The organism is Klebsiella sp. KE9456, assembly GCF_043832615.1.
Classification (GTDB): Bacteria; Pseudomonadota; Gammaproteobacteria; order Enterobacterales; family Enterobacteriaceae; genus Klebsiella; species Klebsiella indica.
In genome coordinates this window covers 130955-157110 of record NZ_JBDYQK010000003.1, presented here as the reverse complement: position 1 = coordinate 157110, position 26156 = coordinate 130955, and the positions used below count along the sequence as shown (strand labels likewise).

Genomic DNA, 26156 nt, shown 5'->3' with positions numbered 1-26156 from the left:
AACCAGCCAGCGCTCAGGCCGCTAATTTATTTAAAATGGGCGGGCTAACAGCAAAACAAGAGGCGCCTGAACGGCGCCTCTGGAAGACCATTATGCGTCGAACGGATCGCGCAGAATCATCGTCTCGGTACGGTCAGGACCGGTGGAAATAATATCGATCGGTACGCCGGTGAGTTCTTCAATGCGCGCGATGTAGTTCAGCGCTGCCTGCGGCAACCCGCTGCGATCTTTCACGCCAAAGGTGCTTTCAGACCAGCCGGGCATGATTTCATAAACCGGCTCAATACCTTCCCAGTTGTCGGCGGCCAGCGGAGTGGTGGTCACTTCTCGGCCATCCGGCATACGGTAAGCGACACAGATTTTCACCTCTTTCAGGCCGTCCAGCACGTCCAGTTTGGTCAGGCAGAAGCCAGACAGGGAGTTAATCTGCACCGCGCGGCGCACCGCGACAGCATCCAGCCAGCCGGTACGACGACGGCGGCCAGTCGTTGCGCCAAATTCATTACCCTGCTTGCACAGGAACTCGCCGGTTTCATCAAACAGCTCAGTCGGGAACGGACCCGCGCCGACGCGAGTAGAGTAAGCTTTGATGATGCCCAGAACGTAGTCGACATAACGCGGCCCCAGACCGGAACCCGTCGCCACGCCACCGGCGGTGGTGTTGGACGACGTCACGTACGGATAGGTACCGTGATCGATATCCAGCAGCGTACCTTGCGCGCCCTCGAACATCACGAAGTCGCCGCGCTGACGCGCCTGAGCGAGCAGGTCGGAAACATCAACCACCATCGCTGTCAGAATGTCGGCAATCGCCATCACATCATCCAGCACTTTCTGGTAATCAACCGCTTCCGCTTTATAGTAATTCACCAACTGGAAGTTGTGATATTCCATCACTTCTTTCAGCTTTTCAGCGAAGGTGGCTTTATCAAACAGATCGCCAACGCGCAGACCGCGACGAGCCACTTTATCTTCGTAAGCCGGGCCGATACCGCGGCCGGTGGTACCAATGGCTTTCGCGCCACGCGCTTTCTCACGCGCAACATCCAGCGCCACATGATATTCAAGGATAAGCGGGCAAGCTTCAGAAAGCAGCAGGCGCTCGCGGACGGGGATCCCACGGTCTTCCAGTTCTTTCATCTCTTTCATCAGCGCAGACGGAGACAGCACCACACCGTTACCGATGATGCTGGTGACATTCTCGCGAAGAATACCTGACGGAATAAGATGGAGGACGGTTTTTTCACCGTTGATTACGAGAGTATGGCCTGCGTTGTGACCGCCCTGGTAGCGCACAACATATTTAGCCCGTTCAGTCAGAAGATCGACGATCTTTCCTTTACCTTCGTCACCCCATTGGGTGCCCAGTACGACGACGTTGTTACCCATTTTTCAAAATCACCGTTTGCTTAAAAATGGATTCTACCATCGCTTTTTCAGAGTTACAGCACTTTTTGCACGCTAAAACCGGCAAATCCGACCACTTTTTGATCAGCCAATCGTTTTCCTCAACATGTAGTAGATGACGACTCCGGCAACCACAAGCCCCCCGCCAAACCGGCGTAATAAATTATCTGGCAGTTGGCTCATGGTAGCGACCATCCGACGCCACGCGCGTGGATAAAGCAGTGGCCCAAGCCCTTCAAGTATTAAAACCAGCGCCAGTGCCAGCCAGATAGTTGAGTTCATTTTTCACCTTATATATAAACGCCGCGCCGTACGGACGACGGGTTGCCCACGTTATGTTTGCTTTCGCAGCATATTGTCCGCTATTTCACTGCTATTATGAATCAATTTTATAAAATAAAATTTATAACCTGTTGTATTAAATGTTCTTTTTAAAGCGTCAATTATAATGTCGCATATCAGATTCAGATGCGGGCAATAAGATAATCAGGATGATGATTATCGGAGAATTGATCGCTGTTGAAATCAATGTGGTAAGCGGCGCCTGCGGGCGACAAAGTGGTTTTGGCGCTCAGGGCCAAGCCAACAAAGCAAGTTCTGCAATATTCTTTCCCTGCGACAATCTGAATGTTGATTTGCCCATATTTGGTCCGGTGAATATTCCCGATATTGTTGAAAATACTGGCGCAATGATCAGCGGCGCTATCGTAGAAACGCCAGCACGGGTCCCTGTTGTCGATGAACTGCTGAATGGGCGCCCTCGTCACTCACTCTGCGCAATGTAAAAAGGCGCCTGATTACGGCGCCTTTTTTACTTACATCATCACTTATCAGCGAATTGCCGCCGCCTCAGGCGATTTCATATAGCGGAAGAAATCGCTGTCCGGGCTGAGCACCATCACATCCTGATTGCTCTGGAAGCTGTTCTCATAGGCGCGCAGGCTACGGATAAAGGCATAAAAACCCGGATCCTGACTGAATGCATCAGCAAACAGCTTCGCCGATTCAGCATCGCCTTCACCGCGCAGGATACGCCCCTGACGTTCAGCTTCTGCCAGCGTTTTCGTCACTTCATAGTCCGCTGCCGCGCGCAATTTTTCAGCTTCTTCCTGACCTTGCGAACGATGACGACGAGCAACCGCTTCACGCTCGGCGCGCATACGGTTGTAGATCGCTTCAGAAACTTCGGCAGGCAGGTTAATCTGCTTGATCCGCACATCAACCACTTCAATACCCAGCGCGGCCATACTGTTCGGGTTAATCACCTGCACTTTACCGTTAGTTTCTGCTTCGATACGCTCCGCCGCTTTGGCAATCGCATCATCGGCAGCCGGCGTGCTGACTTCATCTTCGGTCCCGGCGGAGCCGGAGTTCAGCGCATCGCGCACTTCCAGAGTCAGACGACCACGGGAGTCGGTTACGATGTCTTTCACATCCAGACGACCAATTTCAGAACGCAGACGGTCAGAGAATTTACGCTTCAGCAGCACCTCGGCCTGGGAGACGTCGCCGCCGCCGGTCGCCAGGTAGTAGCGGCTAAAGTCACTGATACGCCATTTGATATAGGAGTCAACGATCAGGTCTTTTTTCTCTTTGGTGACAAAGCGATCGGCCTGGTTATCCATCGTCTGGATACGCGCGTCCAGGGTCTTCACTGATTCAATGAAAGGGATCTTGAAGTGCAGACCCGGTGCGTATACCAGTGGTTTGTTTTCATCGTCGCGCAGCACTTTACCAAAACGCAGAGTAATGCCGCGCTCGCCTTCTTTAACCACAAAGATGGACATGTAGAGCACCACCAGCACGATGACAATTATCGCGATAACAGATTTACGCATCGTTATTCCCCCTGACGCTGGTAGTCGTTACGCTGCGCGTTGGCGCGGCGTTGGTCCATAATGGTGCCTCCCGTTGAGGTCTGAACATTACTGGCGCTGCTTGAACTGGACGCAGGCGGAAGACGCAACAGATCGCTTGCACTACTGCTATTGCTCTTTACCGCTGGCGCACCCGCGCCTTTCAGCATCTGATCCAGAGGCAGAACCATCAGGTTATTCCCTTTATCGTTCACCAGTACTTTGCGAGTATGGCTCAGCACTTTTTCCATGGTTTCGATATACAGACGCTCGCGAGTGATTTCCGGCGCTGCTTTATACTCAGGCAGGATCTTGGCAAAACGCGCCACCTCACCCTGTGCTTCGAGAACAGTCTGCGTCTTGTACGCCCGCGCCTCTTCAAGGATACGCTGCGCCTGACCGTTCGCCCGCGGCTGAACTTCGTTAGCGTAAGCTTCAGCCTCACGAATGTACTGCTGTTCGTTCTCACGCGCGGCAATCGCATCGTCAAACGCGGCTTTCACTTCCTCCGGCGGACGCGCGGTCTGGAAGTTAACGTCCAGCAGGGTAATCCCCATGTTATATGGACGGATCGTCTCTTCCAGCTCACGCTGGGTATCGCTACGAATCACGGTACGACCTTCCGTCAGGATACGATCCATGGTGTATTTACCGATAACCCCGCGCAACGCGCTGTCGGTCGCCTGACGCAGGCTGTCGTCGGCATTGGTTACGCTAAACAGGTAACGCTCCGGATCGGTCACGCGGTACTGCACGTTCATCTCAACGCGCACCACGTTTTCATCAGACGTCAGCATGACACCGGAGGCCGCCAGCTCGCGTACGGATTCAACGTTAACCGCCTGGACATTATCAATAAAGGTGGGTTTCCAGTTAAGACCGGGCTCAACCAGATGGCTGAATTTGCCAAAACGGGTGACAACACCGCGTTCAGCTTCCTTAATGGTATAAAAACCGCTGGCGGCCCAGATAATAACCGCAGCAGCAGCAACGATACCGACAATACGTCCCCCCATTGGGCCACGCGATCCCTGGGAGCCGCTACCGCCGCCCAGTCCACCTTTTCCGCCGCCCAGGCCGCTAAGTTTTTTACTTAGCTTACGGAAGATATCATCCAGATCGGGCGGCCCTTGTTCGCGACCACCTTTGTTGCCATTTCCCCCAGAGTTGCCGCCTTGGTTATTGCTGCTTCCCCACGGGTCGCGGTCCTGTCCGTTATTACCGGGCTGATTCCACGCCATGTATATGCTCCATATTTGTTTTTGATATCCCCACAGGGGTTAATATCTTCAGGCAAGCTGCAAGGTCAAATCACGTATTCAACCAGCGCTGGCTCTTGTTTACAGAGGCGACGCCAGTCAACGATCGGCATGCGCACCTGCAGACCAACGCTACCGTCATCCTCCATCCACTCCTTTTCTATCGCCTGAAGCTGATAAAACCGGCTCCGCAGACGCCCTTCCTGGGGCGGCAGATGCAGCGTATGCTGGGCCACCTCACCCGAAAGTCGCTCCGCTAAAGCCTGAAAAAGAAGTGGCACACCGACCCCGGTCTGAGCGGAAAGCCAGACCCGAATCGGTTTATTTTCTTCATCCCGATCGATACGCGGCGCAAAATCATCCAGCATGTCGATTTTGTTCATGATCAGCAGCGCGGGGATCTCATCGGCCTCGATTTCGGCGAGGACTGTATTCACAGCATCAATATTCTCCTGCACGCGAACATCCGCCGCGTCAATCACATGCAGCAGCAGCGCCGCCTGACGTGTCTCCTGCAGGGTCGCTTTAAATGCCGCGACCAAATCGTGCGGTAAGTGGCGGATAAAGCCCACGGTGTCGGCCAGAACGGTTTCTCCCACATCAGGGACATCAATCCGGCGCAGCGTTGGGTCAAGCGTGGCGAACAGTTGGTTCGCGGCATAGACCTCAGCTTCAGTGATCTGGTTGAACAGCGTTGATTTCCCGGCGTTGGTATAACCGACCAGCGACACGGTGGGAATATCGGCTTTGGCACGTGACCGCCGTCCCTGCTCACGCTGTTTTTCAACTTTTTCCAGTCGTGACAGGATCTGCATAATACGATTACGCAACAATCGACGGTCAGTTTCGAGCTGGGTTTCCCCCGGACCGCGTAAACCAATCCCGCCTTTTTGTCTTTCAAGGTGGGTCCAGCCACGAACCAGACGTGTTGCCATATGACGCAACTGCGCCAGCTCAACCTGTAGTTTCCCTTCGTGGGTACGCGCTCGCTGGGCAAAAATATCTAAAATCAGACCGGTTCTATCAATAACCCGGCATTCGCATAAGCGCTCAAGGTTTCGTTCCTGCGCCGGACTCAGGGCATGATCGAAGAGCACGACCGACGCACCGGTCGCTTTTACGGCTTCCGCAATTTCGACAGCTTTACCTTCACCAACAAAATACTTCGGGTGCGGTGCTTTACGGCTACCGGTAATCACCTGCATTGCTTCGACACCGGCGGAAGAGGCCAGAGTTTCAAACTCCTGGAGATCTTCCATATCTTTGTCTTGCGAAAAATAGATGTGTACCAGTACCGCCTGCTCACCGGCATCATAACGGTCAAACAAGCGTAAACCCCTTATAAAATACCAGCGGGGAACGCAGAAAATCTGGCTCCCCGACGTGGAAAAACAGCACTGACCTTATTCGGTGTCTTCGCTGTCTTGCTGCGACGCAGACGACCCCTGCGCACCACCACCGTGGTGATAGTTGTTTGTACCGCCACTCGCGTTATTGCTGTGGTGTGACACCGGACGAGACGGGACAACGGTAGAAATTGCGTGCTTATAGACCATCTGGCTGACCGTGTTTTTCAACAGAATCACGAACTGATCGAAAGACTCAATTTGCCCCTGCAGCTTAATACCATTCACCAAATAAATAGAAACCGGAACACGTTCCCGACGCAAAGCGTTCAGGAACGGATCTTGTAAAGATTGCCCCTTAGCCATTCTCTCTTTTCCTTATATGTATGCTTGTTTTGTACTCAGAACCTTACGATTCTTAAAAATTACGCACGATACCCGTTCAATTGTACACGTTCAGTCCAGGCTAGCACCAACAACCTGTAATACTTTGTTGAACGCCTGTTCAGGTTGTTCACTGTCTAACCAGTGAACCCCTTCCCAACCGCGCAACCAGGTCACCTGACGTTTCGCCAACTGTCTCGTAGCGCAAACACCTCGATAAACCATTTCATCATACGGGATCTCGCCATTGAGGTATGACCACATCTGGCGATATCCGACACAACGAATGGAAGGCATATCCGTATGCAAATCTTCCCGGGCAAATAGCGCCCGTACTTCAGCTTCAAAACCTGAAGCCAACATCTGATGAAAACGCTGTTCTATGCGTTGATGGAGCAGTTCACGGCTCGCCGGGGCGATGGCGAACTGATGCACCTTATACGGCAGAGCATCACCTGACGTTTGCGTCAGTTCCGTTAAAGTTTTACCCGAAATGAAAAAAACTTCCAGTGCTCGGGAAAGTCTTTGCGGATCATTTGGATGAATACGCGCGGCGGCAACCGGATCGATCGCCTGTAACTGCTGATGTAACGCGTTCCACCCCTGCTCTGCGGCTTGTCGCTCAATTCTGGCCCTGACCGCTGGATCAGCGGAAGGTAAAGGCGACAACCCCTCCAGTAACGCTTTAAAATACAACATCGTTCCGCCGACCAGCAGCGGGATACGCCCGGCAGCGACAATTTCCGCCATCCCGGCCAGCGCATCGCGCCGAAAATCCGCGGCGGAATAAGCCTCAGCCGGATCGAGAATATCCAGCAAACGATGCGGCGCAGCGCGCAGCTCTGCGGCATCAGGCTTGGCCGTCCCAATATCCATTCCTCGATAAATGAGGGCGGAATCAACGCTAATCAACTCCACTGGCAAAACTTTACGTAAGGCGATCGCCAGCGCGGTTTTCCCGGAGGCCGTCGGGCCCATTAAAAATATTGCCTTAGGCAGGCTCGCCTCGGTTACATCACTCATCTTTCAGGGCATTCATCGCCGAATGTAAATCAACAGGTTGCAACAGACCACCCGGCGGCGCCTTAACCAGTTGCGGACATAAACGTTCAACGTCCGCCAGTACAGCAACCGCCTGCGCCATATTCCACTGCGCATGCTCGCTCGCCAGATTACGCGCCATCCACTGAGCGATATTGCCAACATCGAATTTTTGCTGCTGCGCCAGGTAGCCTATCAGTTCAGGAATCAAGATTTGTAAATTTTGTTGTCGTAAGGGTAAAGGCACCGCACGAATAGTCACGTGCTGCGCATCGGGCTGCAGCTCAATACCGACCTGGGCCAGCGTCGACCGCGCGTGGTTCAGCGCGTCTTTTTCCTTTTCGGACACCTTTATCCGCAGTGGAATAAGCAGCGGCTGAGCGCAAACCGCCTCCGCGCCAGGCGTCAGCTGCGCCTGACGCAGCCAGCGTTCAGCAACCGGCAACGCCAGTAGTGCTAACTGCCCGTCGCGCTCCAGCAGCGCACAATCGCCATCGACAATCGTCAATACGCGGCCAAAGCTTTGGCTGTGCCCCGCCAGACCTTCCTCTGCCGGAGCAGGTGATTTCGCTTTTCGCTCCGCTGCCGGGGTATCCAGCAACTGGCGATACAGCGCTCCCTGCTGTTTTTGATAGCCGGGCTGAGCATGCGGCCAGTTAGCGCCACCAGAGGAACCGGAAGCCGAGGGCTCTCGTGAACCTCCGGCATTAAAACGCGGCGTAGCGGGCTCGTCGCGATAGCGGGGAGCCTCCGTTTCACGCGCGACTGCCGGCTGAGCGAAATGGTTGCCGCCTGCCGCGATACGGTTTTCCGGCACCATCCGCGGCGCGGGTTCACTGCCCTCTGCCGACAATGGCGCCTCCAGTTGCTGCTGAAGCACGCTCAGCACGCCCTGATAGATAAAATCATGCACCAGCCGCGACTGATGAAAGCGCACTTCATGCTTCGCCGGATGAACGTTCACATCCACCTGATGCGGATCGATCTTCAGATACAGCACAAAGGCAGGCTGCTGATCGGTGCCCAGTTTATCTTCGCAGGCCTGGCGAATCGCGTGATTAATCAGGCGATCGCGCATCATCCGTCCGTTGACGTAGCAATACTGAATTTCCGCCAGCGACGGGTTGGTGTGCAGAGGATCGGCCACCCAGCCGCTGAGCATGAGATCGCCGTGCTGCCACTCAATAGCCAGCGCATGCTCAAGAAAAGGCGTACCGCATATGGCGCCAAGCCGCCGCTCACGCTGGCTGTCCTGCGACACGGCGCGATACTGACGTACCGCTTTACCGTTATGACTCAGGTTGATAGTGACGTCAAAACGCGCCAATGCGATACGCCGCACAATTTCATCAATATGGCCAAACTCGGTTTTTTCGGTACGCATGAATTTGCGGCGCGCGGGAGTGTTATAGAATAAATCCAGCACTTCCAGCGTCGTCCCCACCGGGTGGGCCGCCGGTTTGACGGTCACCGCCTGATCGCGCCCTTCAGCATAGGCCTGCCAGGCCTCCTGCTGTTCCTCAGTGCGCGACGTCAGCGTCAGTCTGGCCACGGAACTGATACTGGCTAACGCTTCTCCGCGAAAACCGAGGCTGATTATCGCCTCCAGGTCGTCAAGCGACGCGATTTTGCTGGTTGCATGACGCGCCAGCGCCAGAGCCAGTTCGTCTTTTTTAATACCGCAGCCGTTATCACGAATACGGATCAGCTTCGCGCCACCGCGCTCAATATCAATATCGACGCGTGTCGCCCCGGCGTCGAGGCTATTTTCCACCAGCTCTTTAACCACCGACGCCGGACGTTCCACGACTTCACCGGCGGCAATCTGGTTGGCGAGCTGCGGCGGCAGAACCTGAATCGGCATGGACGTCTCCTTAATTTAACAACATACCGTCCGACGCACCTGCACTGGCCGTCTGCGCCGCCGCTCCACGCGGCGCCGATTGCAGCGGATGTTGCATAAAGTAGTTACGCAGACCGTGATAAATTGCTTCCGCGATCTGCTGCTGGTAAGCGTCACTGGCCAGCAAGCGCTCTTCCCCGGTATTGCTGATAAACCCCGTTTCAACAAGGATTGACGGGATATCCGGCGAGCGCAGCACGCCGAGACTTGCATGCTCTGGACGGCGCTTATGTAAATCGCCGATACGTTGTAGCTGACTTAACACATAAGTCGCCACATCATACCCGACGCGCTGGGAATGACCGAACTGTAAATCCAGCACCGCCTGACTCAGATAGGGATCCGACTGGCTATTGGCCAGCACATCGCCCGCACCGCCAAGTAGCTCGGACTGTTTCTCATGCTGTTCGAGCCAACCGGCCATTTCACTGTTTGCCCGGCGATTGGAGAGCACCCAAACCGAGGCGCCTGTCGCATCGCGGTTCGGTGCCGCATCGGCGTGAATGGAGACCAGGAAGTTAGCGTTTTGCTTACGCGCGACCTCGGAACGGCCCATTACCGAAATAAAATAGTCGCCGTCACGGGTCATCACCGCTTTAAACTGCGGGTCGGCATTCAGTAACGTGCGAAGCTTACGGGCAATCGCGATGGTGACATTCTTCTCTTTTGTGCCGTTCTGGCCGATAGCCCCCGGATCCTGACCGCCGTGACCGGCATCAATAGCGATAATCACTTTATCGTTGGTCGATACGGTGCGGGCCGCAGAGCCCGTTGCGGTACGCGTACTGGTCACCGCAGTGAGCCGGTCATTATCGGCTTTAAACGGATTACGCGGCGGTTCACTCGGACGAGCAGGTTGCAGAACGGGCTTCTCGACCTGTTTCACCACCACCGGCGGTGGTGGTGCGTCGGCATTAATGGTGAACACCACGGTATAGTTAGAGCCGTGTTGTTGTTTCACCGCCCGCGTTTTCCCATCGGCGGTTAAATCAACCAGCAGGCGTAACGACTGGAGGTTCTGCGGTGCACCGGAACGAATGCTTTTCACCAGATTATTGCCGCTAAACTGCAGCGGTAGACCCTGAAGCACACCTGTTTGCTTGATATCCAGCGCCACCGTACGTTTGCCCTGAGGGCTAAACGAATATTCAGGATCGCCGATAAAGTTAAGGGTAATGCGGGCCTGCTTATCTCCGTTTGAGACCTGAATATCGGATAAACTTGCCGCAGAGACCTGAATACTGAACAGTATCAGTGCGGCGGCCAGCCAACTGATTATGCGATATATCATCCCGTCGTCCTTCAGGCTAATTCGCCAAACGCGCCAATAAAGACTCACCCAATGCGGAGACCGCCGTTACGCGCGCCTCACGCCCTTGCGCCTGATACTCAAGGTGAATTTCGACATCCGGTTCAGGCAGGACACCCGTGCCCTGTTGCGGCCACTCCACCAGGCAGATGGCATCGTCAGAAAAATAATCGCGGATCCCCATAAATTCGAGCTCCTCAGGATCCGCAAGGCGATACAGATCAAAGTGGTAGACCACGAAACGATCAAGGTGATAAGGCTCGACCAGGGTATACGTCGGGCTTTTGACATTGCCGCGGTGACCGAGCGCATGCAGAAAACCGCGGCTAAAGGTCGTTTTCCCCGCACCTAAATCGCCATACAAATAGATAACCGTGGCGCCAGTGCACGCCTGTGCTACGCGGTCGCCAAGGTGTAAAGTGGCCTGTTCATCAGGTAAAGGAATCACTCGGTTAATCATGGTCTACGTCAATCACATCCGGGTTAACAACACGCCTGAGCGTGGAAAAAAGATCGGTCGCCAGCATGCCGCGCGTGCCATTTCTGGCCGCAAGCTGGTCGGCGGCTTCGCCATGAGCAACGCATCCGGCGCAGGCAGCATCATATGGCGTCAGACCTTGCCCTAACAATGCGGCAATGATACCAGTCAGTACATCGCCCATCCCACCGCTGGCCATTCCTGCGTTACCGGCATCAATAATGCCTGTTGCGCCAGCGTCGTTACTGACAATCGTGCCCGCCCCCTTAAGCACAACAACGCCGCCATACCGTTTTACCAGACGTTGTGCAGAATGTAAGCGATCGCTTTCAATTTCTGCCACACTCACGTTCAGCAGACGGGCGGCCTCGCCGGGATGCGGTGTCAGCACGCGATTGTGACGTTTATCGGGATTGATTGCCAGCAGGTTAAGCGCATCCGCATCCCAGACCATCGGTTTACGAAAATTCTCCGTCTGGCGCAGCGCATTTTTGCCCCACTCACTCTGCCCCAGCCCCGGGCCAATCGCGACGATATCAGCCCATTGCAGGCTTTGTGCCAGCGAGCGCGCTGTCAATTCATGGACCATCAGTTCCGGCCTGGCGGTCAGAATCGGCCCAATATTGTCTTTATGGGTCAGAACCCGCACCAGTCCCGCGCCTGCGCGCAACGCGGCTTCGCCGGTCATGCGGATAGCCCCCGCCGTTCCCGGTTCGCCGCCGATAATCACCAGCTTACCGTGGTCGCCTTTATGCGATGTGGGACGTCGCGGCGGCAGCCACTCCGCGAGCTGTGAAGCATCAAAACGGTTTAATCGCGTAGATTGCCCTGCCAGCCAGCCCTCAAGCCCCAAAGCATGATGATGCAGATGGCCCACGACATCGCGGGCTTTACCGGTCAGCAGGCCGGGTTTGAGCGCGATAAAGGTAATGGTATGCGCGGCATTGATCGCCGCCCCCGGCGTCGTCCCGGTCTGCGCGTTCAGCCCCGAAGGAATATCCAGCGCCACAACCGGGGCAGGATGCGAGTTCGCATGGGCGATAATCTCGGCTATTTCTTGCCGCGGGGAGCTGTGCAGCCCGGTTCCCAGCAGGCCGTCAATAATCAGCGTGATATCTTCCGGCCAGACAATGTTTGCAGCATGGATCGTACCGCCAGCGCTCAACCACGCTTCACGCGCGGCACTGGCCTCTTCCGGCAACGGTTTCTCGCTCTCCAGCGCCAGCAGGGTAACCTTAATCCCCTGCGCCTGCGCCAGACGGGCCACCACATAACCGTCGCCGCCGTTATTACCATGACCGCAGAGAATCAGCCAGTGCTGGCTGGCCGGATATTGCGCGCGGGCAAGCTGGAAGGCCGCTTCACCCGCGCGGCGCATCAGTTCAAATAGGGTAAGCCCGAGGCTATCCGCCGCCTCTTTTTCCGCCTGCCGTAGCGCATCTGCCGGCCAGATGATGTGTGGTATACTGTCAGAGTTTTTTGTCATCGTATGGTCCATCATGTCACAACCCCTCGATCTCAATCAGTTAGCGCAGCAAATCAAACAATGGGGCACAGAGTTGGGGTTCCAGCAGGTCGGTATTACCGATACCGATCTCAGCGCCAGTGAGCCTAAACTGCAGGCATGGCTGGATAAACAATACCATGGCGAAATGGAGTGGATGGCGCGCCACGGAATGATGCGCGCGCGCCCTCATGAACTCCAGCCCGGTACATTACGCGTGATTAGCGTGCGGATGAACTACCTGCCCGCTAACGCCGCTTTCGCCCGTACCCTGAAGGATCCCGCGCGGGGTTACGTTAGCCGCTATGCCCTCGGTCGGGACTATCATAAGCTGTTACGTAATCGCCTGAAAAAATTAGGTGAGAAGATTAAGGAACAGTGTGCTTCGCTCAATTTTAGACCTTTTGTCGATTCCGCGCCGATTCTTGAACGTCCTTTAGCCGAAAAAGCAGGGCTTGGCTGGACAGGTAAGCACTCACTCATCCTCAGTCGCGATGCCGGCTCGTTCTTTTTTCTCGGAGAACTGCTTATCGACCTCCCGCTGCCCGTCGATCATCCCGTCGAAGAAGCGTGCGGACGCTGCGTCGCCTGCATGACTATCTGCCCAACCGGCGCTATCGTCGAGCCCTATACCGTTGACGCCCGGCGCTGCATCTCCTATCTGACCATCGAACTGGAAGGGGCGATCCCGGAAGAATTTCGCTCGCTGATCGGTAACCGCATTTACGGCTGCGATGACTGCCAGCTCATTTGTCCGTGGAACCGCTTCGCGCAACTCACTGATGAAGAGGACTTTAGCCCGCGTAAGGCATTACACGCACCTGCGCTCCAGGAGCTGTTCACCTGGAGTGAGCCTTATTTCTTGAAAGTGACTGAAGGGTCAGCCATTCGGCGTATCGGTCATCTGCGCTGGCTGCGTAATATTGCCGTCGCATTGGGAAATGCGCCCTGGGATGAAGCGAATCTTACGGCTCTGGAAAGTCGCCGAGGTGAGCACCCACTTCTCGATGAGCACATAGAATGGGCGGTTGCGCAGCAAATTGACAAGCGAAATGCCAACGTGATTGAAGTGCAATTGCCGAAGAAACTACGGCTGGTAAGAGTGGTGGAGAAAGGATTGCCGCGAGATGCCTGAGTGATTCACAGGCTGTGGATAAAAATAAAAATGCATTGCGTTTCAATGAGCAGTCATTCGTCAAGTGATCGAATTAACAATTTTCATTGAAATTTAATACTTATGTTTCAATAACATAAAAACACACCGTTTACACCGCAGACAATTTCCTCGTGAAAAGCCGCCAAAAACAATCTGTGGATAACTCTGTTCACAGTATTTTGCATGGCCTGACGGAAATCATCTCTGACGCGATCTTGCGCTGTGGATAAAATAAGTACCGGAAGAAATTTTGGAGCGGGAAACGAGACTCGAACTCGCGACCCCGACCTTGGCAAGGTCGTGCTCTACCAACTGAGCTATTCCCGCTTAATTGTCGTTTCAAGCTGCCTGAGCACTAACGGCTTTGCCGCAACCTGAAATTCAGTGATTAGAATGGAGACATTCAAATTCTGAACGTGGAAAGATAATTTAAAATCATGAGCTTAACTTATTGATTTTAATAACCTTTACACCTATCCTGCAACAGGATGGACGGCATTATGGACTAACCATGAGGCAATGGCAAGCCCTGTTCTTAATTTTATGCACAACTGAACAATTTCCATACAGAAAAAACAACAACGCCCCCCATACGCCCGACCGTCACGTCCCTGTATCAGACAGGAGCGCCGATGAGTTTTTCATCGCGAAGGACACAGCTCGCTATGCGCGTCGAGCGGTAAATATCAATGATTTTCTTATCTCTCACACGGATGATTTTCCCCACACGCCCTTAAAATCACCATTTTCCCCCGTCAAACATCAGTTTTTCTTCTGGATATAGCCTGAAGTTATATCCTGCCACTAAACAAGCATTCCTCCCTCAGCCCGCAGCATGGAATAGTCAGTACAGATCCTTTTCACCTGTCTGATACGAGAAACATCATGCTGATCCCTCAACCCTATTTACTCTTTCTTGGTGATGTCACCGATCCCCTGGCGGCAAAAACGGCGCGCGGTATTCACGTCTGGCGGCCGGAACAGTGCGTTGGTGAAATCAAACTGGCGGGTTGCACCGTCAGCCTCGGTCTGGAAGAGATCGACATTGCCACCGCCAAAGCGCGCGGGGCAAAAACCCTGGTACTCGGTACCGCCAACGCCGGAGGATATCTGCCGCCGCACTGGCTGGATACTGTACGCAACGCTATCAAAGCCGGAATGAATGTCGCCAGCGGCCTGCACCATCGTCTGGCAGATGAACCGGAGCTCGTAGCGTTAGCGCAGGAATTTGGCGTGGAACTGTTTGATATCCGCCACATGCGTCCGAAGCTGAGTGTTGGCAGCGGTAAAAAACGTGCCGGTAAGCGTGTGCTTACTGTCGGCACCGACTGCTCAGTCGGCAAGATGTACACCTCACTGGCGCTGGAAGCGGCAATGCGCGACGTCGGTCTGAAGGCCGATTTCCGGGCCACCGGCCAGACCGGTATCCTGGTTGCCGGAGCCGGTATCGCCATCGACGCGGTCATTGCAGACTTTATCGCCGGCGCGGCGGAAGCGCTGTCCCCCGCCAACGAAGACGACCATTGGGATATCGTCGAAGGTCAGGGTTCACTGTTCCATCCTTCCTATGCAGGCGTATCGATGGGGCTGATCCACGGCGCCCAGCCACAATGGCTGGTGATGTGTCACGAAATGGGTCGCCAAAAAATGCGCCATCTGCCGCATCAGCCGATGGTCAGCCTGAAGGATTGCGTCGACGCCAACCTGCGCGCCGCCGCTGTCACCAGCGACACCGTGCAGTTGGCGGGTTTTGCCATCAACACCTCAAACTACAGTGAAGAAGAAGCGCGCGCTTACTGCGCCGAAGTCAGCGCCGAATTTGGCGTGCCCGCCACCGATCCGGTGCGCTTTGGCATCACGGAAATCGCAGCCTTCCTGAAGGAGCGCGGCTAAGATGCGACGTATGCAGATAGAGGTGCTGGAACTGCCGCTGGCGCGCCCGTTTGCCATCTCACGCGGCACACGCACCGCGGTGACGGTGATTCGCGTCACCCTGGAGCAGAATGGCTTTATTGGTCGTGGTGAATGCACGCCTACCCCGCGTTACGACGAAACGCCGGAAAGCGTCAACGCCGAACTGGAAACGATGCGCGGCGACATCGAAGCCGGTCTCAGCCGAGTCGATCTGCAAACCCGTCTGCATGCGGGTTCAGCGCGTAATGCGCTGGACTGCGCGCTGTGGAGACTGGATGCCGCACTGGCGAAACAGACGCTGTGGCAGATGAGCGGCCGGACTCCCCCCGTCTCGGTCATCACCGCCGAAACACTCAGTCTGGATAGCGTGGACAATATGGCGCGGGCCGCCGCTGACGCGGTGTCACGTGGCGCCATCCTGCTGAAAATTAAACTCAACCGTGACGATATTCTGGAAAAAGTGGCCGCGATCCGTGCCGCCGCGCCCCACGCCACGCTGATTATTGATGCCAACGAAGCCTGGTCCGGTGTCGATCTGCACAGCCTGTTCAACGCGCTGTTGCCCTATAACATCGCGATGATCGAACAACCGTTACCGGCCGGTCAGGACCAGGATTTACAGCGTTTCACTCATCCAATCCCGGTCTGTGCCGACGAGAGTTGCCACACGCGGGAAGATATCGCCCAACTGCGTAATCGCTACGAGATGATCAACATCAAACTGGATAAATGTGGCGGATTAACCGAAGCGCTGGCGATGGTGGCAGAGGCGAAAAAGCGGGATATGCGTCTGATGGTGGGCTGTATGCTGGGTTCATCGCTGGCAATGGAAGCCGCGCTGCCGGTGGCGATTGCCGCCGAACATATCGATCTCGATGGCCCGATCTGGCTGGCGGCAGACAGTTCGCCGTTCCTCTCCTATTCCAGAGGTCAAATCTGGCTATAACCCGCACACGGAGCAACGATGACGGACACTTTACCCATGCAGAACGCCGCCAGCGTTGCCGGTTCCGCCTCTGCGCCGGTACTCGCTATTCAGGATCTCAGCGTCAGCTTTCGCGGCCGTAGCGGCGTTAACCAGGCGCTGAAAGGCATCAACTTTGAGATACACCAGGGCGAAATCGTCGCCGTAGTGGGCGAAAGCGGATCGGGAAAATCAGTCACCTCGCTGTCGGTAATGGGGCTACTGGCTGCCTCAGGTCATATCGATCACGGCAGCATTCAGTTCCGCGATCGTCATGGTCAATTACATCACCTGGAAAAACTCGACGAAACGCAGCGCAATGCTTTGCGTGGTCGTGAGATGTCAATGATTTTTCAGGAGCCAATGACGTCGCTGAACCCGGTACTGCGTGTCGGCGATCAGCTGACGGAAGCCCTGCTCGACCAAAAAATTTGTGGTAAAGCCGAGGCGAATGCACGCGCCCGCGAACTGCTGCGCCAGGTCCGTATTGCCGATGTCGATCGGGTCATGAAAAGCTATCCGCACTCGCTGTCGGGCGGGATGCGTCAGCGAGTGATGATTGCCCAGGCGCTGGCCTGCGATCCGCGACTGTTGATTGCAGATGAACCAACCACCGCGCTCGACGTCACGGTACAGGCGCGCATTCTGCAAATTCTGCGTGATTTGCAACGCGCCAGGCAGATGGCGGTGCTGTTTATCACCCACGATATGGGCGTCGTGGCAGAAATCGCTGACCGTGTGGTGGTGATGTATCGCGGCAATGTGGTGGAACAGGGAACGGTGGAAGCGATTTTTAACGCGCCGCAGCATCCCTACACCAAAGCGTTACTGGCAGCGGTGCCAAAACTGGGGGACATGCGCGAACACGCATGGCCACAGCGCTTTCCGTTACTCGGCGCAGAAGAAACGGAGAAGGATGAACAACGCACCGCCCGTTACGATGATAACCCCCTGCTTGATGTACGCGGCCTGAAAGTCTATTACCCCATTCGCAGCGGTATTTTCTCGGCACTGACCCATGAAGTTCATGCGGTAGAGCAGATCGACTTCACCCTGTGGCCGGGGGAGACGCTGGCGATTGTTGGCGAGAGTGGTTGCGGTAAATCCACCACCGGTCGCGCGCTGATGCGTTTAATCAACAGCGATGCCGACAGCATCCATTTCCAAGGTAACGAAATCGCCAACCTGAAAGAGGCCCAGTTTCAGCCGCTACGGCGTGAAATCCAGATGGTGTTTCAGGATCCCTATGCCTCGCTTAATCCGCGTTTAACCGTGGGATTCACCATCGCCGAGCCGCTGCTGCTGCATGGCGTGGTGCAGTCGCTGGAAGAGGCGACGCCTCAGGTGGCGGAACTGCTGAAAAGCGTTGGCCTGCAACCGGAACATGCGCGCCGTTATCCGCATGAGTTTTCCGGCGGCCAGCGTCAGCGTATCGCCATTGCCCGCGCTATGGCGCTGAAACCCAAAGTGATCATTGCGGACGAAGCGGTTTCTGCGCTGGATGTGTCGATTCAGGCGCAGGTGGTGAATCTGATGATGGATCTGCAACAGCAAACCGGTGTGGCGTGGATTTTTATCTCCCATGACATGGCGGTGGTGGAGCGTATTGCTAACCGCGTGGCGGTAATGTACCTCGGCCAGATTGTTGAACTGGGGCCGCGCCAGTCGGTATTCAATAATCCGCAACATCCTTATACCCAACGGCTGCTGGCCTCGGTGCCGGTCGCTGATCCACTGAACCGTCCACAACGCGCTTTCGAGGACAGCGAGATCCCCTCGCCGTTACGCAAAGCAGGAGAAACGGTCATTAAACCCCGTTATCGCCAGGTTGCCCCGCAGCACTGGGTCGCTGATGGCATTGTTCCGTGCTAACCCCAATACCAGGAGATTTTATGAACCCGTTCTTCCGTCGCACCTCGCTCGCTCTCGGACTTACCCTCTCCCTGGCGGCTGCTGTGCAGGCGCAGGATCTGCATATCTCGATGTATGCGGATATCACCGGCCTCGATCCACACGATACCTCAGACAACGTCAGTTATTCAGTGCAAAGCGGCATCTTCGAGCGCCTGTTCCAGTTCGATGCCCGGATGAAGCTGCAACCCTGGCTGGCAACCGGGTACACCAGTAATGACAGCGCCACTGAATTCACCCTGACGCTGCGCAAAGGCGTTACCTTCCAGGACGGCACGCCCTTCGATGCAGAGGCGGTGAAAGCCAACCTCGATCGTCTCGCCGATCAGACCAAAGGACTGAAGCGCAACAGTCTGTATAAGATGATTGAGAGCGTTACGGTACTGGCGCCAGACAAAGTGAAAATTGATCTGAACCAGTCATTTGGCGCATTCATCAATACCCTGGCCCACCCGTCAGCGGTGATGTGGAGCCCGGCGATCCTCAAGCAGTATCCGGACGAAGCGCAGTTGCGCCTGCATCCGGTGGGCACGGGTCCGTTTAAATTTGTCAACTGGCAGCCGGGGAAAGCCGTCACCCTGACCAAATACGACGGTTACTGGCAGAAAGGCTGGCCGAAGGTGGATAAGGTGGTTTTCTCCCCCAGCCCGGAAGATGCCACCCGCGTGGCAGCGCTGAAGTCAGGTCAGGCGGATGCGATCTGGCCGCTGCCGTCCGATCTGATCAGCACCGTACAAAACGACAGCAAACTGGCAATCCAGCGCGATCCGAGCATTTACCTCTACTACATGGCGATCAATAACCAGCATAAACCGCTGGCGGATGTGCGCGTACGTCAGGCGATTAACTACGCCATCGACCGTAATCTGTGGCTGAAAGTGGCGTTTGCCGGTATGGGCAAACCCGCCAGTTCAGCCATTCCGGAAGGAGTACAATTCTACCAAAAGCAGAGCGACCCCAACTATCGCTATGCACCGGATGAAGCCAAAGCGCTGCTGAAAGCGGCAGGATACCCGAACGGTCTCGATCTGAAACTGTGGACCACCAATGCCACCGCCAGCGTGCGTGCGGCACAGTTTCTGAAAGCGCAGCTTGCTACCGCAGGGATTCGCGTCACCGTGACGCCAATGGATTCCGGTACGCGTAACGCCAAACTGTGGGGGGTGAAAGATCCGAAGCAGGCGCAATTTGACCTCTACTATGGCGGCTGGTCTACCTCTACAGGCGATGCTGACTGGGCGCTGCGTCCGCTGTACGCCACCGAATCCTGGGTGCCAACTTCCTACAACGTCTCCTACTTCAGCAACCCGGCGGTAGATAAAGCGATTGCCGAGGGCCTGGCTACCGCTGATCCGGCGAAGCGCGCCGTGGCGTATGCCGAAGCGCAGAAGCTGCTGTGGAAAGATGCGCCGGTTGCCTTCCTCGGCACGCCGGATAACCTGGTAGGCAAACGTCGCGATCTGAGCGGCGTCTCGATGTTGCCGGATGGTAACTTGCTGTATACCCAGGCGGCGTTTAAGTAAGCCCTGCATCCCCCTCGCCATTAATGGCGAGGGGGATGTCCGTACCGAATTAAAGGAAACGCATGTTCGCATACATTATTCGTCGTCTGCTGGAGATGATCCCGGTTCTGCTGGTGGTCTCACTGCTGGTATTCGGCTTTATCAAACTGCTTCCGGGCGATCCGGCACGCATCTATGCCGGGCCGGATGCGCCGCTGGAAGCAGTGGAAGCCGCGCGCCAGCATCTCGGTCTTAACGACCCGCTGCCGCAACAATATCTGCACTGGCTGGGCGGCCTGTTCCGTGGCGATCTCGGCGTAACCTACCGCACACAGCAGCCGGTGCTGGAAGTGATCGAAAAAAGCTTTATGCCTACCATGTGGCTGGCGCTCGCCGGTTTTGCCTGGTCAGTGATCCTCGGCCTGTTTCTTGGCGTGCTGGCAGCCCTGAAACGCGGAAAATGGCAGGACTGGACGCTAATGAGCGTTGCCGTGGGCGGTATTTCCATGCCGACATTCTGGCTGGGCCTGTTGCTGATCCAGTTTGTTGCTATGCCATTTGGCCTGTTTTCGGTCAGCGGCTTCAATAAGCCCACGGATATCATTCTCCCCGCCATCACGCTGGGTTCCTCGGTGGCTGCGGTGATGGCGCGTTTTACCCGCTCAGCCTTCCTTGAGGTGGCGCAGGAAGATTATGTCCGTACCGCCAAAGCAAAAGGCCTGCGCAATCGTCTGGTGACCTGGAAGCATGTAATGCGCAATGCGCTGATCCCGGTCATCACCATGCTCGGTTTGCAGTTTGGTTTTCTACTGGGCGGCTCGATCGTGGTGGAAAGCGTGTTCAACTGGCCGGGATTAGGCTGGCTGCTGATCGAATCGATCAAAGCGCAAGACCAGCCGGTGATCCAGGCGCTGGTGATGCTGTTCGTGTTTGAATTTATTGTGATTAACCTGCTGGTCGACCTGCTGTATGCAGTAGTGAACCCGGCGATTCGCCTGCGACAGGAGCCATGATGAGCCTACAATCTCTGCCTGCCAATGCGCAGGAGGCGATCCGTTCGCCGTGGCGCGATTTTCTGCATGCCTTTGTGCGCAATCCACTGGCGCTGGTCTCGGGCGGGTTTGTGCTGTTGCTGGTGCTGGTGGCGATTTTCGCTCCGTGGCTGGCGCCCTGGGATCCGATGGCGCCGGACTGGATGGCGCTCTCCTCACCGCCCTCTGCCGCGCACTGGATGGGCACCGATGATCTCGGTCGCGACCTGCTGAGCCGTATCATCTATGGCGCGCGTATCTCGTTGTATATTGGCGTCGTCTCGGTAACGCTTGGCATGGTGGTGGGAGTACTGCTTGGGCTGCTGGCCGGCTATTATGGCCGCTGGATCGACATGCTGATTATGCGGGGTTCCGATGTCCTCTTCGCTTTTCCAGGCATGTTGCTGGCGATTGCGGTGGTGGCGATTCTCGGTCCGGGTCTGAATAACGTGATTATCGCGGTCGCGGTGTTCAGCGTGCCGGTGTTTGCCCGTATCGTACGCGCCTCGACGCTGTCGCTGAAACAGGCCGCTTATGTTGAAGCGGTACGCTGTGCTGGCGCGCCAAACCGCGTCATTCTGTTGCGCCATATTCTGCCGGGTACCCTGTCGAACGTGATTGTTTACTTCACCATGCGTATCGGCACCAGTATTCTCACCGCAGCCGGACTGAGTTTTATCGGCCTTGGTCCGGAGCCGGACGTTCCTGAGTGGGGCAACATCCTGGCGATGAGTCGCAATATGATGATGGCTGGCATGTGGCACATCAGCGTCTTCCCCGGCCTGGCGATTTTTATTACGGTACTGGCGTTTAACCTGCTGGGCGATGCCCTGCGCGATACGCTCGATCCCAAACTGAAGAGTTAAACATGGATTTTCAACAGAGGCAGCGTGACCTGCTGCTGCAACGCTGGCGTGAAGATCGTCAGCTCGGTCAGCCGCGCAGCCACTGCGGGCCGACCAACCTGATCAGCGATGTACCTGGCGTACGCGTCGGCCACGCCACTCTGGCAGAAGGCGAGATCCAGACCGGGGTCACGGCGATTGTGCCGCCGGGTGATAACCTTTTCCGACAACCACTGCCCTGCGCGGCGGCGGTATTTAACGGCTTTGCCAAACCGGTCGGGCTGGTACAGCTGGAAGAACTGGGGGTATTGCAGACGCCGATCCTGCTTAGCAACACTCTGGCGGTCGGCACGCTGTTTACCACCCTGGTGCGCGATGCCATCAGCCGCAACCCGGAGCTGGGCCGCAGTATGCCCACGGTCAATCCGTTGGCGCTGGAGTGTAACGACGGCTGGCTCAATGACATCCAGGCGCTGGCGGTGACAGAAACGCTGGCGCAACAGGCCCTACAGAATGCGCAGAGCGATTTCGCCCGTGGTAGCGTTGGCGCCGGGCGCGGTATGAGTTGTTTTAGCCTGAAAGGCGGCATTGGCAGCGCCTCGCGCCTGATCCCCGCTCTGAATGCCACGCTTGGCGTACTGGTGCTGGCGAACTTTGGCGCGCTGACAGCGTTAACGCTGGATGGCGTGCGTCTTGGCGAGATGATCGCCCCGCTGTTGCCGGAACTGGCGCCCCAGCGCGATGCGGGCTCGATCATCATCATTATGGCCACCGATGCGCCGCTTGACGCGCGCCAGTTGAAGCGTGTGGCAAAACGCGCCGGGGCAGGCCTCGGACGACTGGGCAGTTACTGGGGACACGGTTCCGGTGATATTGCGGTGGCATTTTCTACCTGCGTTCAGCCTCAGCCACCGGAGGATGCGGCGCTGGAGCCATTGCTCGCCGCCGCTGCCGATGCCACCGAACACGCGGTGCTGGATGCGTTGCTGAGCGCGGAAGCGGTCACCGGTTTTCGCGGCCACCACCGTCCGGCGTTGACCGAGGTGCTGAACAGGTTATCGCTACCGTAACGGCGCGATTGATCACATCATATTGGGGTTTATACCCGACACAGAAACGGGCGTAGCCAATGTACAAGCGACCTGAAATACAACGGGTATATCGCGATTAACGGAAAACATCAGACAATGAAAATCTTTATCTCCGCCGATATCGAAGGCATCGCGGGCGTCATGCGCCCGGAACAATGTTCGCCAGGCCATGCGGAATACCAGCTGGCACGCGGATTGATGGAACAGGAAGTTAATGCCGCCATCGATGGGGCGTTTGCCGGTGGCGCAACCGAAGTGGTAGTGGCTGACAGCCACGCGCAAATGACCAATCTGCGTGCGGAAAATATCGATCCCCGCGCCCGACTGGTCCAGGGCAAACCTCGCGGTCTGTCAATGGTGGAAGGGCTGGAACAGCAACCCTTCGATGGTCTGTTTTTTATCGGCTATCACAGCGCGGCAGGCGAGCCCGGCGTGCTGGCGCATACCATTAACGGGCGCGCGTTCTGGCGCATCCATATCAACGGCAAAGTGATGGGCGAAAGCGATATCTATGCGGCGGCGGCGGCCGAACAGGGCACGCCGTTGTGGCTGGTGAGCGGCGACGATCGGCTCCAGGGCTGGATTGGCGAACATTACCCGTCGGTTGATTACGTCTGCGTCAAACGCGCCATCTCCCATACCTGTGCGGAATCCATCAGCCCGCGGGCGGCGCAGGATGCTATCCGCGTCGCCGCCACGGCAGTCGTACAGCGTGCAGGTCAGGTTGAAACCACCCGCATCAGTTCCCCTTATGAGATGCAGCTTCAGGCGAGTAAACCGGTGCTGGCCGATCTCTTCAGCCTGATCCCGGGCGTAACGCGCATTGATGCGGTCACCGTGGGCTATCGCGCGGAGAAGATGGGCACGCTAATCAGCCTATTGAGCGCCTTCTCCTATCTGGCGAGTACGCAAAACTAAGGCTCATCGCTGGCGTCTGAAGGTCACAACGCGGCTGCGGTTGAGCAGCAGCCGCACGCTATCGCCCGCTCGCGCCAGCACAAAACGTTTCTCCCACGGGCCATCCTGCGCCGTTGCCAGCACACGATCGCCACCCAGCGATTGCAGCGTGGCGCGAATCGCCGCCGGGCCAATTCCCATCGTCAGGGTATCCGCCGCAACCACCATCTCACTACGCCACTGCGACGCGAACCAGCAGCCCTGCATATTGTCGAGGCTGGCGCAATCCGGCTGCACCGGTACAAAGCGGCGCGCCGCATGGCCGATTTCACCGGCAATCGCGGCGCCCTCGTGATGTAATCGCATCGGGAAAGTGCTGGAAAGTGAGATGGCATCACCAGCGTGTTCATCGCGCCATAGCGTTTCACCCGCTCCCAGCCAGGTGGCGGTCACGCCGCTGATCTCCAGCCAGTCGGCGGCATCCGGCGCCACATACAGCCCGGGCGTCAGATCGTGGCCTTTTTCCGGTAATGCGCGGCCCAACGCGGCGGCCAGAATGCGCAGAGCGCTTTCGGAAGTGGCGACATCTTCACGGTTTGCCACCAGCGCCACGCCGATCTTCAACGCCGGATGCAACAGGAAATAGCTTTTATAACCGGCGTGGGAACCGCCGTGACCAAACAGCGTCTGGCCGTCGATCGTCGAACGCGTTATCCCCAGCCCATAACCGCTGGCGCGCCCGTCATTCAGCCTGCGCGGCGCGCTCAGCCGTTGCAGCACACCGGCCCCCGGACCGGTATCCGCCAGCAGACTTTGCAGCCAGCGAGTCAGATCCCGCAGACTGCCGGTCACGCTGCCGGATGCCGACAGATGCAAACCGGCGCTGGAAAGTTGCCACTGCTGCCCGTTGTGCCAGTAACCCGGCACCAGGCCAGGGACAATATCAAACCAGCTTTCCGCCGCGAACAGATTAACATCCAGGGGGTTGCACACGTATTGCTGTAACAGCTCGTTAAACAGCACGCCTTTGGCTTTCAGCGCCTCCTCCACCAGACGGTAGCCGGTGTTGGTATAGGAGATCTCGCTGCCCGGCGGGTAGTTCAGCTCGCCTTCGCGAGCGACAAAATCGAGCAAATCGGCGGCAGTAGTGGCGTTATACACCGATAAACCCAGCAGCGACAGGGTTTCACGCACGTCCGGCAGGCCGCTGCTCATATCCAGCGCCTGCCCTATCGTCACCGCGCCGTTGGCGCCGGTCAGCTGCGGCAGATGTTGCGCCAGCGTGTCATCCAGCTGCATAAATCGGCTTCCCGGGCCGGTGACCAGGGCGGCAAACAGATGTTTGGTTATTGAGGCAAAACGCACCACGCTGTCCACCGTAAACGGCGTTTGCCGGGACAGATCGGCCAGCCCGGCGTAATGCGTTGAGTGAATATGGTCGGCATCAAACAACACGATCGCACCGCCTGGCGCACCGGGTTGTCGCCAGCTTTGCACGATCGAATCTGCCACATCTGCGGCCTGCTGCCAGCGGGCTGTTGTCATACCGGTTCCTCCAGCGTCATGCTGAGATCAAACAGTTGCGCGGTGTGCGGATGCTGGATGCGGCGGGCGCGCAGATCGTCAGCGCTCAGTTGCTCGACCATCTCGCCATGCTGCATCACGCCAATGCGCTGACACAAATGCGTCACCACCGCGAGATTATGTGTCACCATAATGTAGGTCAGTTTACGCTCGCTGCGAAGATCGCTCAGTAGATTAAGGATTTCCGCCTGTACCGATACATCGAGCGCCGAGGTGGGCTCATCCAGCAGCAGGACCTCCGGCTCCGCAATCAGCGCCCGGGCGATCGCCACACGCTGACGCTGCCCGCCGGAAAGCTGGTGGGGATAGCGAAAACGCACCGCCGCAGGTAGACCAACTTCACTCAGCGCCCGGCTGATGCGTTGTTCAGCACGATCGAACTGATGCACCAGCAACGGCTCGTGCAGAATGCGGTCAATGGTCTGCCGCGGATGCAGCGAGCCAAACGGGTCCTGGAAGACCATTTGAACCTGGCGAAAAAAAGCGCGGCTGCGTTTGGCGCCCAATGCCTGACCGCCAAAGATCATATTGCCCTGCCAGTGTTCATTCAGCCCGGCCAGCGCTCGCAGAATGGTGGATTTACCGGAACCGCTTTCGCCAACCAGGCCGAAACTCTCGCCATTAGCAACAAAAAAGCTGACGTCTTTTACCACCGTAAGCGAACCAAAAGAGATACGCAGATTATCAATTTGAATCATGTATTTTGCCTGTTGAGCTAAAATCCGCCCCCTGCATTGCAACCCGCGCGATAAATCGCGCAATACCTGGATGCGG

Annotated in this window: 24 protein-coding genes and 1 tRNA gene; 11 read left to right on the top strand and 14 right to left on the bottom strand. The window is 56.5% G+C overall.

Going from position 1 to position 26156, the window contains the following annotated elements; all coding sequences use genetic code 11:
• Positions 1 to 90: 90 nt before the first annotated feature.
• Both purA and ABK821_RS04405 read right to left on the bottom strand, forming a co-directional pair.
• Positions 91 to 1389: an adenylosuccinate synthase gene (gene purA, locus ABK821_RS04410; RefSeq protein WP_138358600.1), complete on the bottom strand. Its 1299-nt coding sequence runs from the start codon at positions 1387 to 1389 to the stop codon at positions 91 to 93.
• A gap of 102 nt (positions 1390 to 1491) precedes the next feature.
• A complete protein-coding gene (locus tag ABK821_RS04405) occupies positions 1492 to 1689 on the bottom strand; it encodes a DUF2065 domain-containing protein (protein WP_138358598.1) in 198 nt (65 codons plus the stop codon).
• 209 nt (positions 1690 to 1898) lie between these two features.
• Between ABK821_RS04405 and ABK821_RS04400 the strand changes: the two genes are divergently transcribed.
• Positions 1899 to 2192, top strand: coding sequence for a hypothetical protein (locus ABK821_RS04400; protein WP_343178152.1), 294 nt, complete (start codon positions 1899 to 1901; stop codon positions 2190 to 2192).
• Positions 2193 to 2237: 45 nt separating this feature from the next.
• Here ABK821_RS04400 and hflC read toward each other — a convergent pair whose 3' ends face one another.
• The 9 genes from hflC to nnr form a co-directional block, all read right to left on the bottom strand.
• Entirely contained in the window at positions 2238 to 3245 is a 1008-nt protein-coding gene (hflC, locus tag ABK821_RS04395) for a protease modulator HflC (RefSeq protein WP_308560787.1), read from the bottom strand.
• 2 nt (positions 3246 to 3247) lie between these two features.
• A complete protein-coding gene (gene hflK / locus ABK821_RS04390; RefSeq protein WP_138358592.1) occupies positions 3248 to 4504 on the bottom strand; it encodes an FtsH protease activity modulator HflK in 1257 nt (418 codons plus the stop codon).
• A 65-nt stretch (positions 4505 to 4569) separates the two neighbouring features.
• Positions 4570 to 5850 (bottom strand): ribosome rescue GTPase HflX, encoded by a 1281-nt coding sequence (gene hflX / locus ABK821_RS04385; RefSeq protein WP_308560786.1) that lies wholly within the window; start codon positions 5848 to 5850, stop codon positions 4570 to 4572.
• Positions 5851 to 5925: 75 nt separating this feature from the next.
• Positions 5926 to 6234, bottom strand: a complete 309-nt coding sequence (hfq, locus tag ABK821_RS04380) for an RNA chaperone Hfq (RefSeq protein ID WP_138358588.1) — start codon at positions 6232 to 6234, stop codon at positions 5926 to 5928.
• 90 nt (positions 6235 to 6324) lie between these two features.
• Positions 6325 to 7275, bottom strand: coding sequence for a tRNA (adenosine(37)-N6)-dimethylallyltransferase MiaA (gene miaA / locus ABK821_RS04375; RefSeq protein ID WP_138358586.1), 951 nt, complete (start codon positions 7273 to 7275; stop codon positions 6325 to 6327).
• The gene (mutL, locus tag ABK821_RS04370; protein ID WP_395033823.1) at positions 7268 to 9157 is read right to left on the bottom strand and encodes a DNA mismatch repair endonuclease MutL; all 1890 of its coding nucleotides are present in this window, start codon (positions 9155 to 9157) and stop codon (positions 7268 to 7270) included. Before mutL ends, miaA begins: the two co-directional genes overlap by 8 nt.
• Before the next feature lie 10 nt (positions 9158 to 9167).
• On the bottom strand, positions 9168 to 10487 hold the full coding sequence (amiB, locus tag ABK821_RS04365; RefSeq protein WP_142502885.1) for an N-acetylmuramoyl-L-alanine amidase AmiB: 1320 nt from the start codon (positions 10485 to 10487) through the stop codon (positions 9168 to 9170).
• A gap of 16 nt (positions 10488 to 10503) precedes the next feature.
• Positions 10504 to 10965, bottom strand: a complete 462-nt coding sequence (gene tsaE, locus ABK821_RS04360) for a tRNA (adenosine(37)-N6)-threonylcarbamoyltransferase complex ATPase subunit type 1 TsaE (RefSeq protein ID WP_138358580.1) — start codon at positions 10963 to 10965, stop codon at positions 10504 to 10506.
• A complete protein-coding gene (gene nnr / locus ABK821_RS04355; RefSeq protein ID WP_395033822.1) occupies positions 10958 to 12469 on the bottom strand; it encodes a bifunctional ADP-dependent NAD(P)H-hydrate dehydratase/NAD(P)H-hydrate epimerase in 1512 nt (503 codons plus the stop codon). Before nnr ends, tsaE begins: the two co-directional genes overlap by 8 nt.
• Before the next feature lie 13 nt (positions 12470 to 12482).
• On the opposite strand from nnr, the gene queG reads away from it, so the two are divergent.
• The gene (gene queG / locus ABK821_RS04350) at positions 12483 to 13622 is read left to right on the top strand and encodes a tRNA epoxyqueuosine(34) reductase QueG (RefSeq protein WP_395033821.1); all 1140 of its coding nucleotides are present in this window, start codon (positions 12483 to 12485) and stop codon (positions 13620 to 13622) included.
• Between the two features lie 272 nt (positions 13623 to 13894).
• On the opposite strand, the gene ABK821_RS04345 is transcribed toward queG, so the two are convergent.
• Positions 13895 to 13970, bottom strand: a tRNA-Gly gene (locus tag ABK821_RS04345).
• 184 nt (positions 13971 to 14154) lie between these two features.
• Between ABK821_RS04345 and ABK821_RS04340 the strand changes: the two genes are divergently transcribed.
• From ABK821_RS04340 to ABK821_RS04300, 9 genes are all read left to right on the top strand, one after another.
• Complete coding sequence (locus tag ABK821_RS04340; protein WP_395033819.1) at positions 14155 to 14427, top strand: hypothetical protein; 273 nt, start codon at positions 14155 to 14157, stop codon at positions 14425 to 14427.
• 101 nt (positions 14428 to 14528) lie between these two features.
• Positions 14529 to 15536: an N-acetyltransferase DgcN gene (dgcN, locus tag ABK821_RS04335; protein WP_138358574.1), complete on the top strand. Its 1008-nt coding sequence runs from the start codon at positions 14529 to 14531 to the stop codon at positions 15534 to 15536.
• Position 15537: 1 nt separating this feature from the next.
• Positions 15538 to 16503 carry an N-acetyl-D-Glu racemase DgcA gene (gene dgcA / locus ABK821_RS04330; protein ID WP_138358572.1) on the top strand — a complete coding sequence of 322 codons (966 nt, stop codon included), beginning with the start codon at positions 15538 to 15540 and terminating at the stop codon, positions 16501 to 16503.
• An 18-nt stretch (positions 16504 to 16521) separates the two neighbouring features.
• Entirely contained in the window at positions 16522 to 18393 is a 1872-nt protein-coding gene (locus ABK821_RS04325; RefSeq protein WP_138358570.1) for an ABC transporter ATP-binding protein, read from the top strand.
• Between the two features lie 20 nt (positions 18394 to 18413).
• A complete protein-coding gene (locus ABK821_RS04320) occupies positions 18414 to 19955 on the top strand; it encodes a glutathione ABC transporter substrate-binding protein (RefSeq protein WP_395033818.1) in 1542 nt (513 codons plus the stop codon).
• 62 nt (positions 19956 to 20017) lie between these two features.
• Positions 20018 to 20947, top strand: coding sequence for an ABC transporter permease (locus ABK821_RS04315; RefSeq protein ID WP_138358566.1), 930 nt, complete (start codon positions 20018 to 20020; stop codon positions 20945 to 20947).
• Complete coding sequence (locus ABK821_RS04310) at positions 20947 to 21831, top strand: ABC transporter permease subunit (protein ID WP_138358564.1); 885 nt, start codon at positions 20947 to 20949, stop codon at positions 21829 to 21831. Before ABK821_RS04315 ends, ABK821_RS04310 begins: the two co-directional genes overlap by 1 nt.
• Before the next feature lie 2 nt (positions 21832 to 21833).
• A complete protein-coding gene (locus ABK821_RS04305; RefSeq protein WP_142502891.1) occupies positions 21834 to 22880 on the top strand; it encodes a P1 family peptidase in 1047 nt (348 codons plus the stop codon).
• Between the two features lie 117 nt (positions 22881 to 22997).
• Positions 22998 to 23819, top strand: coding sequence for a M55 family metallopeptidase (locus tag ABK821_RS04300; RefSeq protein WP_138358560.1), 822 nt, complete (start codon positions 22998 to 23000; stop codon positions 23817 to 23819).
• 3 nt (positions 23820 to 23822) lie between these two features.
• Here the strand turns inward: ABK821_RS04300 and ABK821_RS04295 are convergent, their stop codons facing one another.
• Both ABK821_RS04295 and ABK821_RS04290 read right to left on the bottom strand, forming a co-directional pair.
• Complete coding sequence (locus ABK821_RS04295; RefSeq protein ID WP_395033817.1) at positions 23823 to 25343, bottom strand: serine hydrolase domain-containing protein; 1521 nt, start codon at positions 25341 to 25343, stop codon at positions 23823 to 23825.
• Entirely contained in the window at positions 25340 to 26080 is a 741-nt protein-coding gene (locus ABK821_RS04290) for an ABC transporter ATP-binding protein (RefSeq protein ID WP_308560781.1), read from the bottom strand. Before ABK821_RS04290 ends, ABK821_RS04295 begins: the two co-directional genes overlap by 4 nt.
• Between the last annotated feature and the right edge of the window lie 76 nt (positions 26081 to 26156).

Bases quoted from the DNA above. Each gene is read 5' to 3' on its own strand.
- purA (WP_138358600.1), bottom strand. From the start codon at position 1,389: ATGGGTAACAACGTCGTCGTACTGGGCACCCAATGGGGTGACGAAGGT.
- ABK821_RS04405 (WP_138358598.1), bottom strand. From the start codon at position 1,689: ATGAACTCAACTATCTGGCTGGCACTGGCGCTGGTTTTAATACTTGAA.
- ABK821_RS04400 (WP_343178152.1), top strand. From the start codon at position 1,899: ATGATGATTATCGGAGAATTGATCGCTGTTGAAATCAATGTGGTAAGC.
- hflC (WP_308560787.1), bottom strand. From the start codon at position 3,245: ATGCGTAAATCTGTTATCGCGATAATTGTCATCGTGCTGGTGGTGCTC.
- hflK (WP_138358592.1), bottom strand. From the start codon at position 4,504: ATGGCGTGGAATCAGCCCGGTAATAACGGACAGGACCGCGACCCGTGG.
- hfq (WP_138358588.1), bottom strand. From the start codon at position 6,234: ATGGCTAAGGGGCAATCTTTACAAGATCCGTTCCTGAACGCTTTGCGT.
- miaA (WP_138358586.1), bottom strand. From the start codon at position 7,275: ATGAGTGATGTAACCGAGGCGAGCCTGCCTAAGGCAATATTTTTAATG.
- mutL (WP_395033823.1), bottom strand. From the start codon at position 9,157: ATGCCGATTCAGGTTCTGCCGCCGCAGCTCGCCAACCAGATTGCCGCC.
- amiB (WP_142502885.1), bottom strand. From the start codon at position 10,487: ATGATATATCGCATAATCAGTTGGCTGGCCGCCGCACTGATACTGTTC.
- tsaE (WP_138358580.1), bottom strand. From the start codon at position 10,965: ATGATTAACCGAGTGATTCCTTTACCTGATGAACAGGCCACTTTACAC.
- nnr (WP_395033822.1), bottom strand. From the start codon at position 12,469: ATGACAAAAAACTCTGACAGTATACCACACATCATCTGGCCGGCAGAT.
- queG (WP_395033821.1), top strand. From the start codon at position 12,483: ATGTCACAACCCCTCGATCTCAATCAGTTAGCGCAGCAAATCAAACAA.
- ABK821_RS04340 (WP_395033819.1), top strand. From the start codon at position 14,155: ATGAGGCAATGGCAAGCCCTGTTCTTAATTTTATGCACAACTGAACAA.
- dgcN (WP_138358574.1), top strand. From the start codon at position 14,529: ATGCTGATCCCTCAACCCTATTTACTCTTTCTTGGTGATGTCACCGAT.
- dgcA (WP_138358572.1), top strand. From the start codon at position 15,538: ATGCGACGTATGCAGATAGAGGTGCTGGAACTGCCGCTGGCGCGCCCG.
- ABK821_RS04325 (WP_138358570.1), top strand. From the start codon at position 16,522: ATGACGGACACTTTACCCATGCAGAACGCCGCCAGCGTTGCCGGTTCC.
- ABK821_RS04320 (WP_395033818.1), top strand. From the start codon at position 18,414: ATGAACCCGTTCTTCCGTCGCACCTCGCTCGCTCTCGGACTTACCCTC.
- ABK821_RS04315 (WP_138358566.1), top strand. From the start codon at position 20,018: ATGTTCGCATACATTATTCGTCGTCTGCTGGAGATGATCCCGGTTCTG.
- ABK821_RS04310 (WP_138358564.1), top strand. From the start codon at position 20,947: ATGAGCCTACAATCTCTGCCTGCCAATGCGCAGGAGGCGATCCGTTCG.
- ABK821_RS04305 (WP_142502891.1), top strand. From the start codon at position 21,834: ATGGATTTTCAACAGAGGCAGCGTGACCTGCTGCTGCAACGCTGGCGT.
- ABK821_RS04300 (WP_138358560.1), top strand. From the start codon at position 22,998: ATGAAAATCTTTATCTCCGCCGATATCGAAGGCATCGCGGGCGTCATG.
- ABK821_RS04295 (WP_395033817.1), bottom strand. From the start codon at position 25,343: ATGACAACAGCCCGCTGGCAGCAGGCCGCAGATGTGGCAGATTCGATC.
- ABK821_RS04290 (WP_308560781.1), bottom strand. From the start codon at position 26,080: ATGATTCAAATTGATAATCTGCGTATCTCTTTTGGTTCGCTTACGGTG.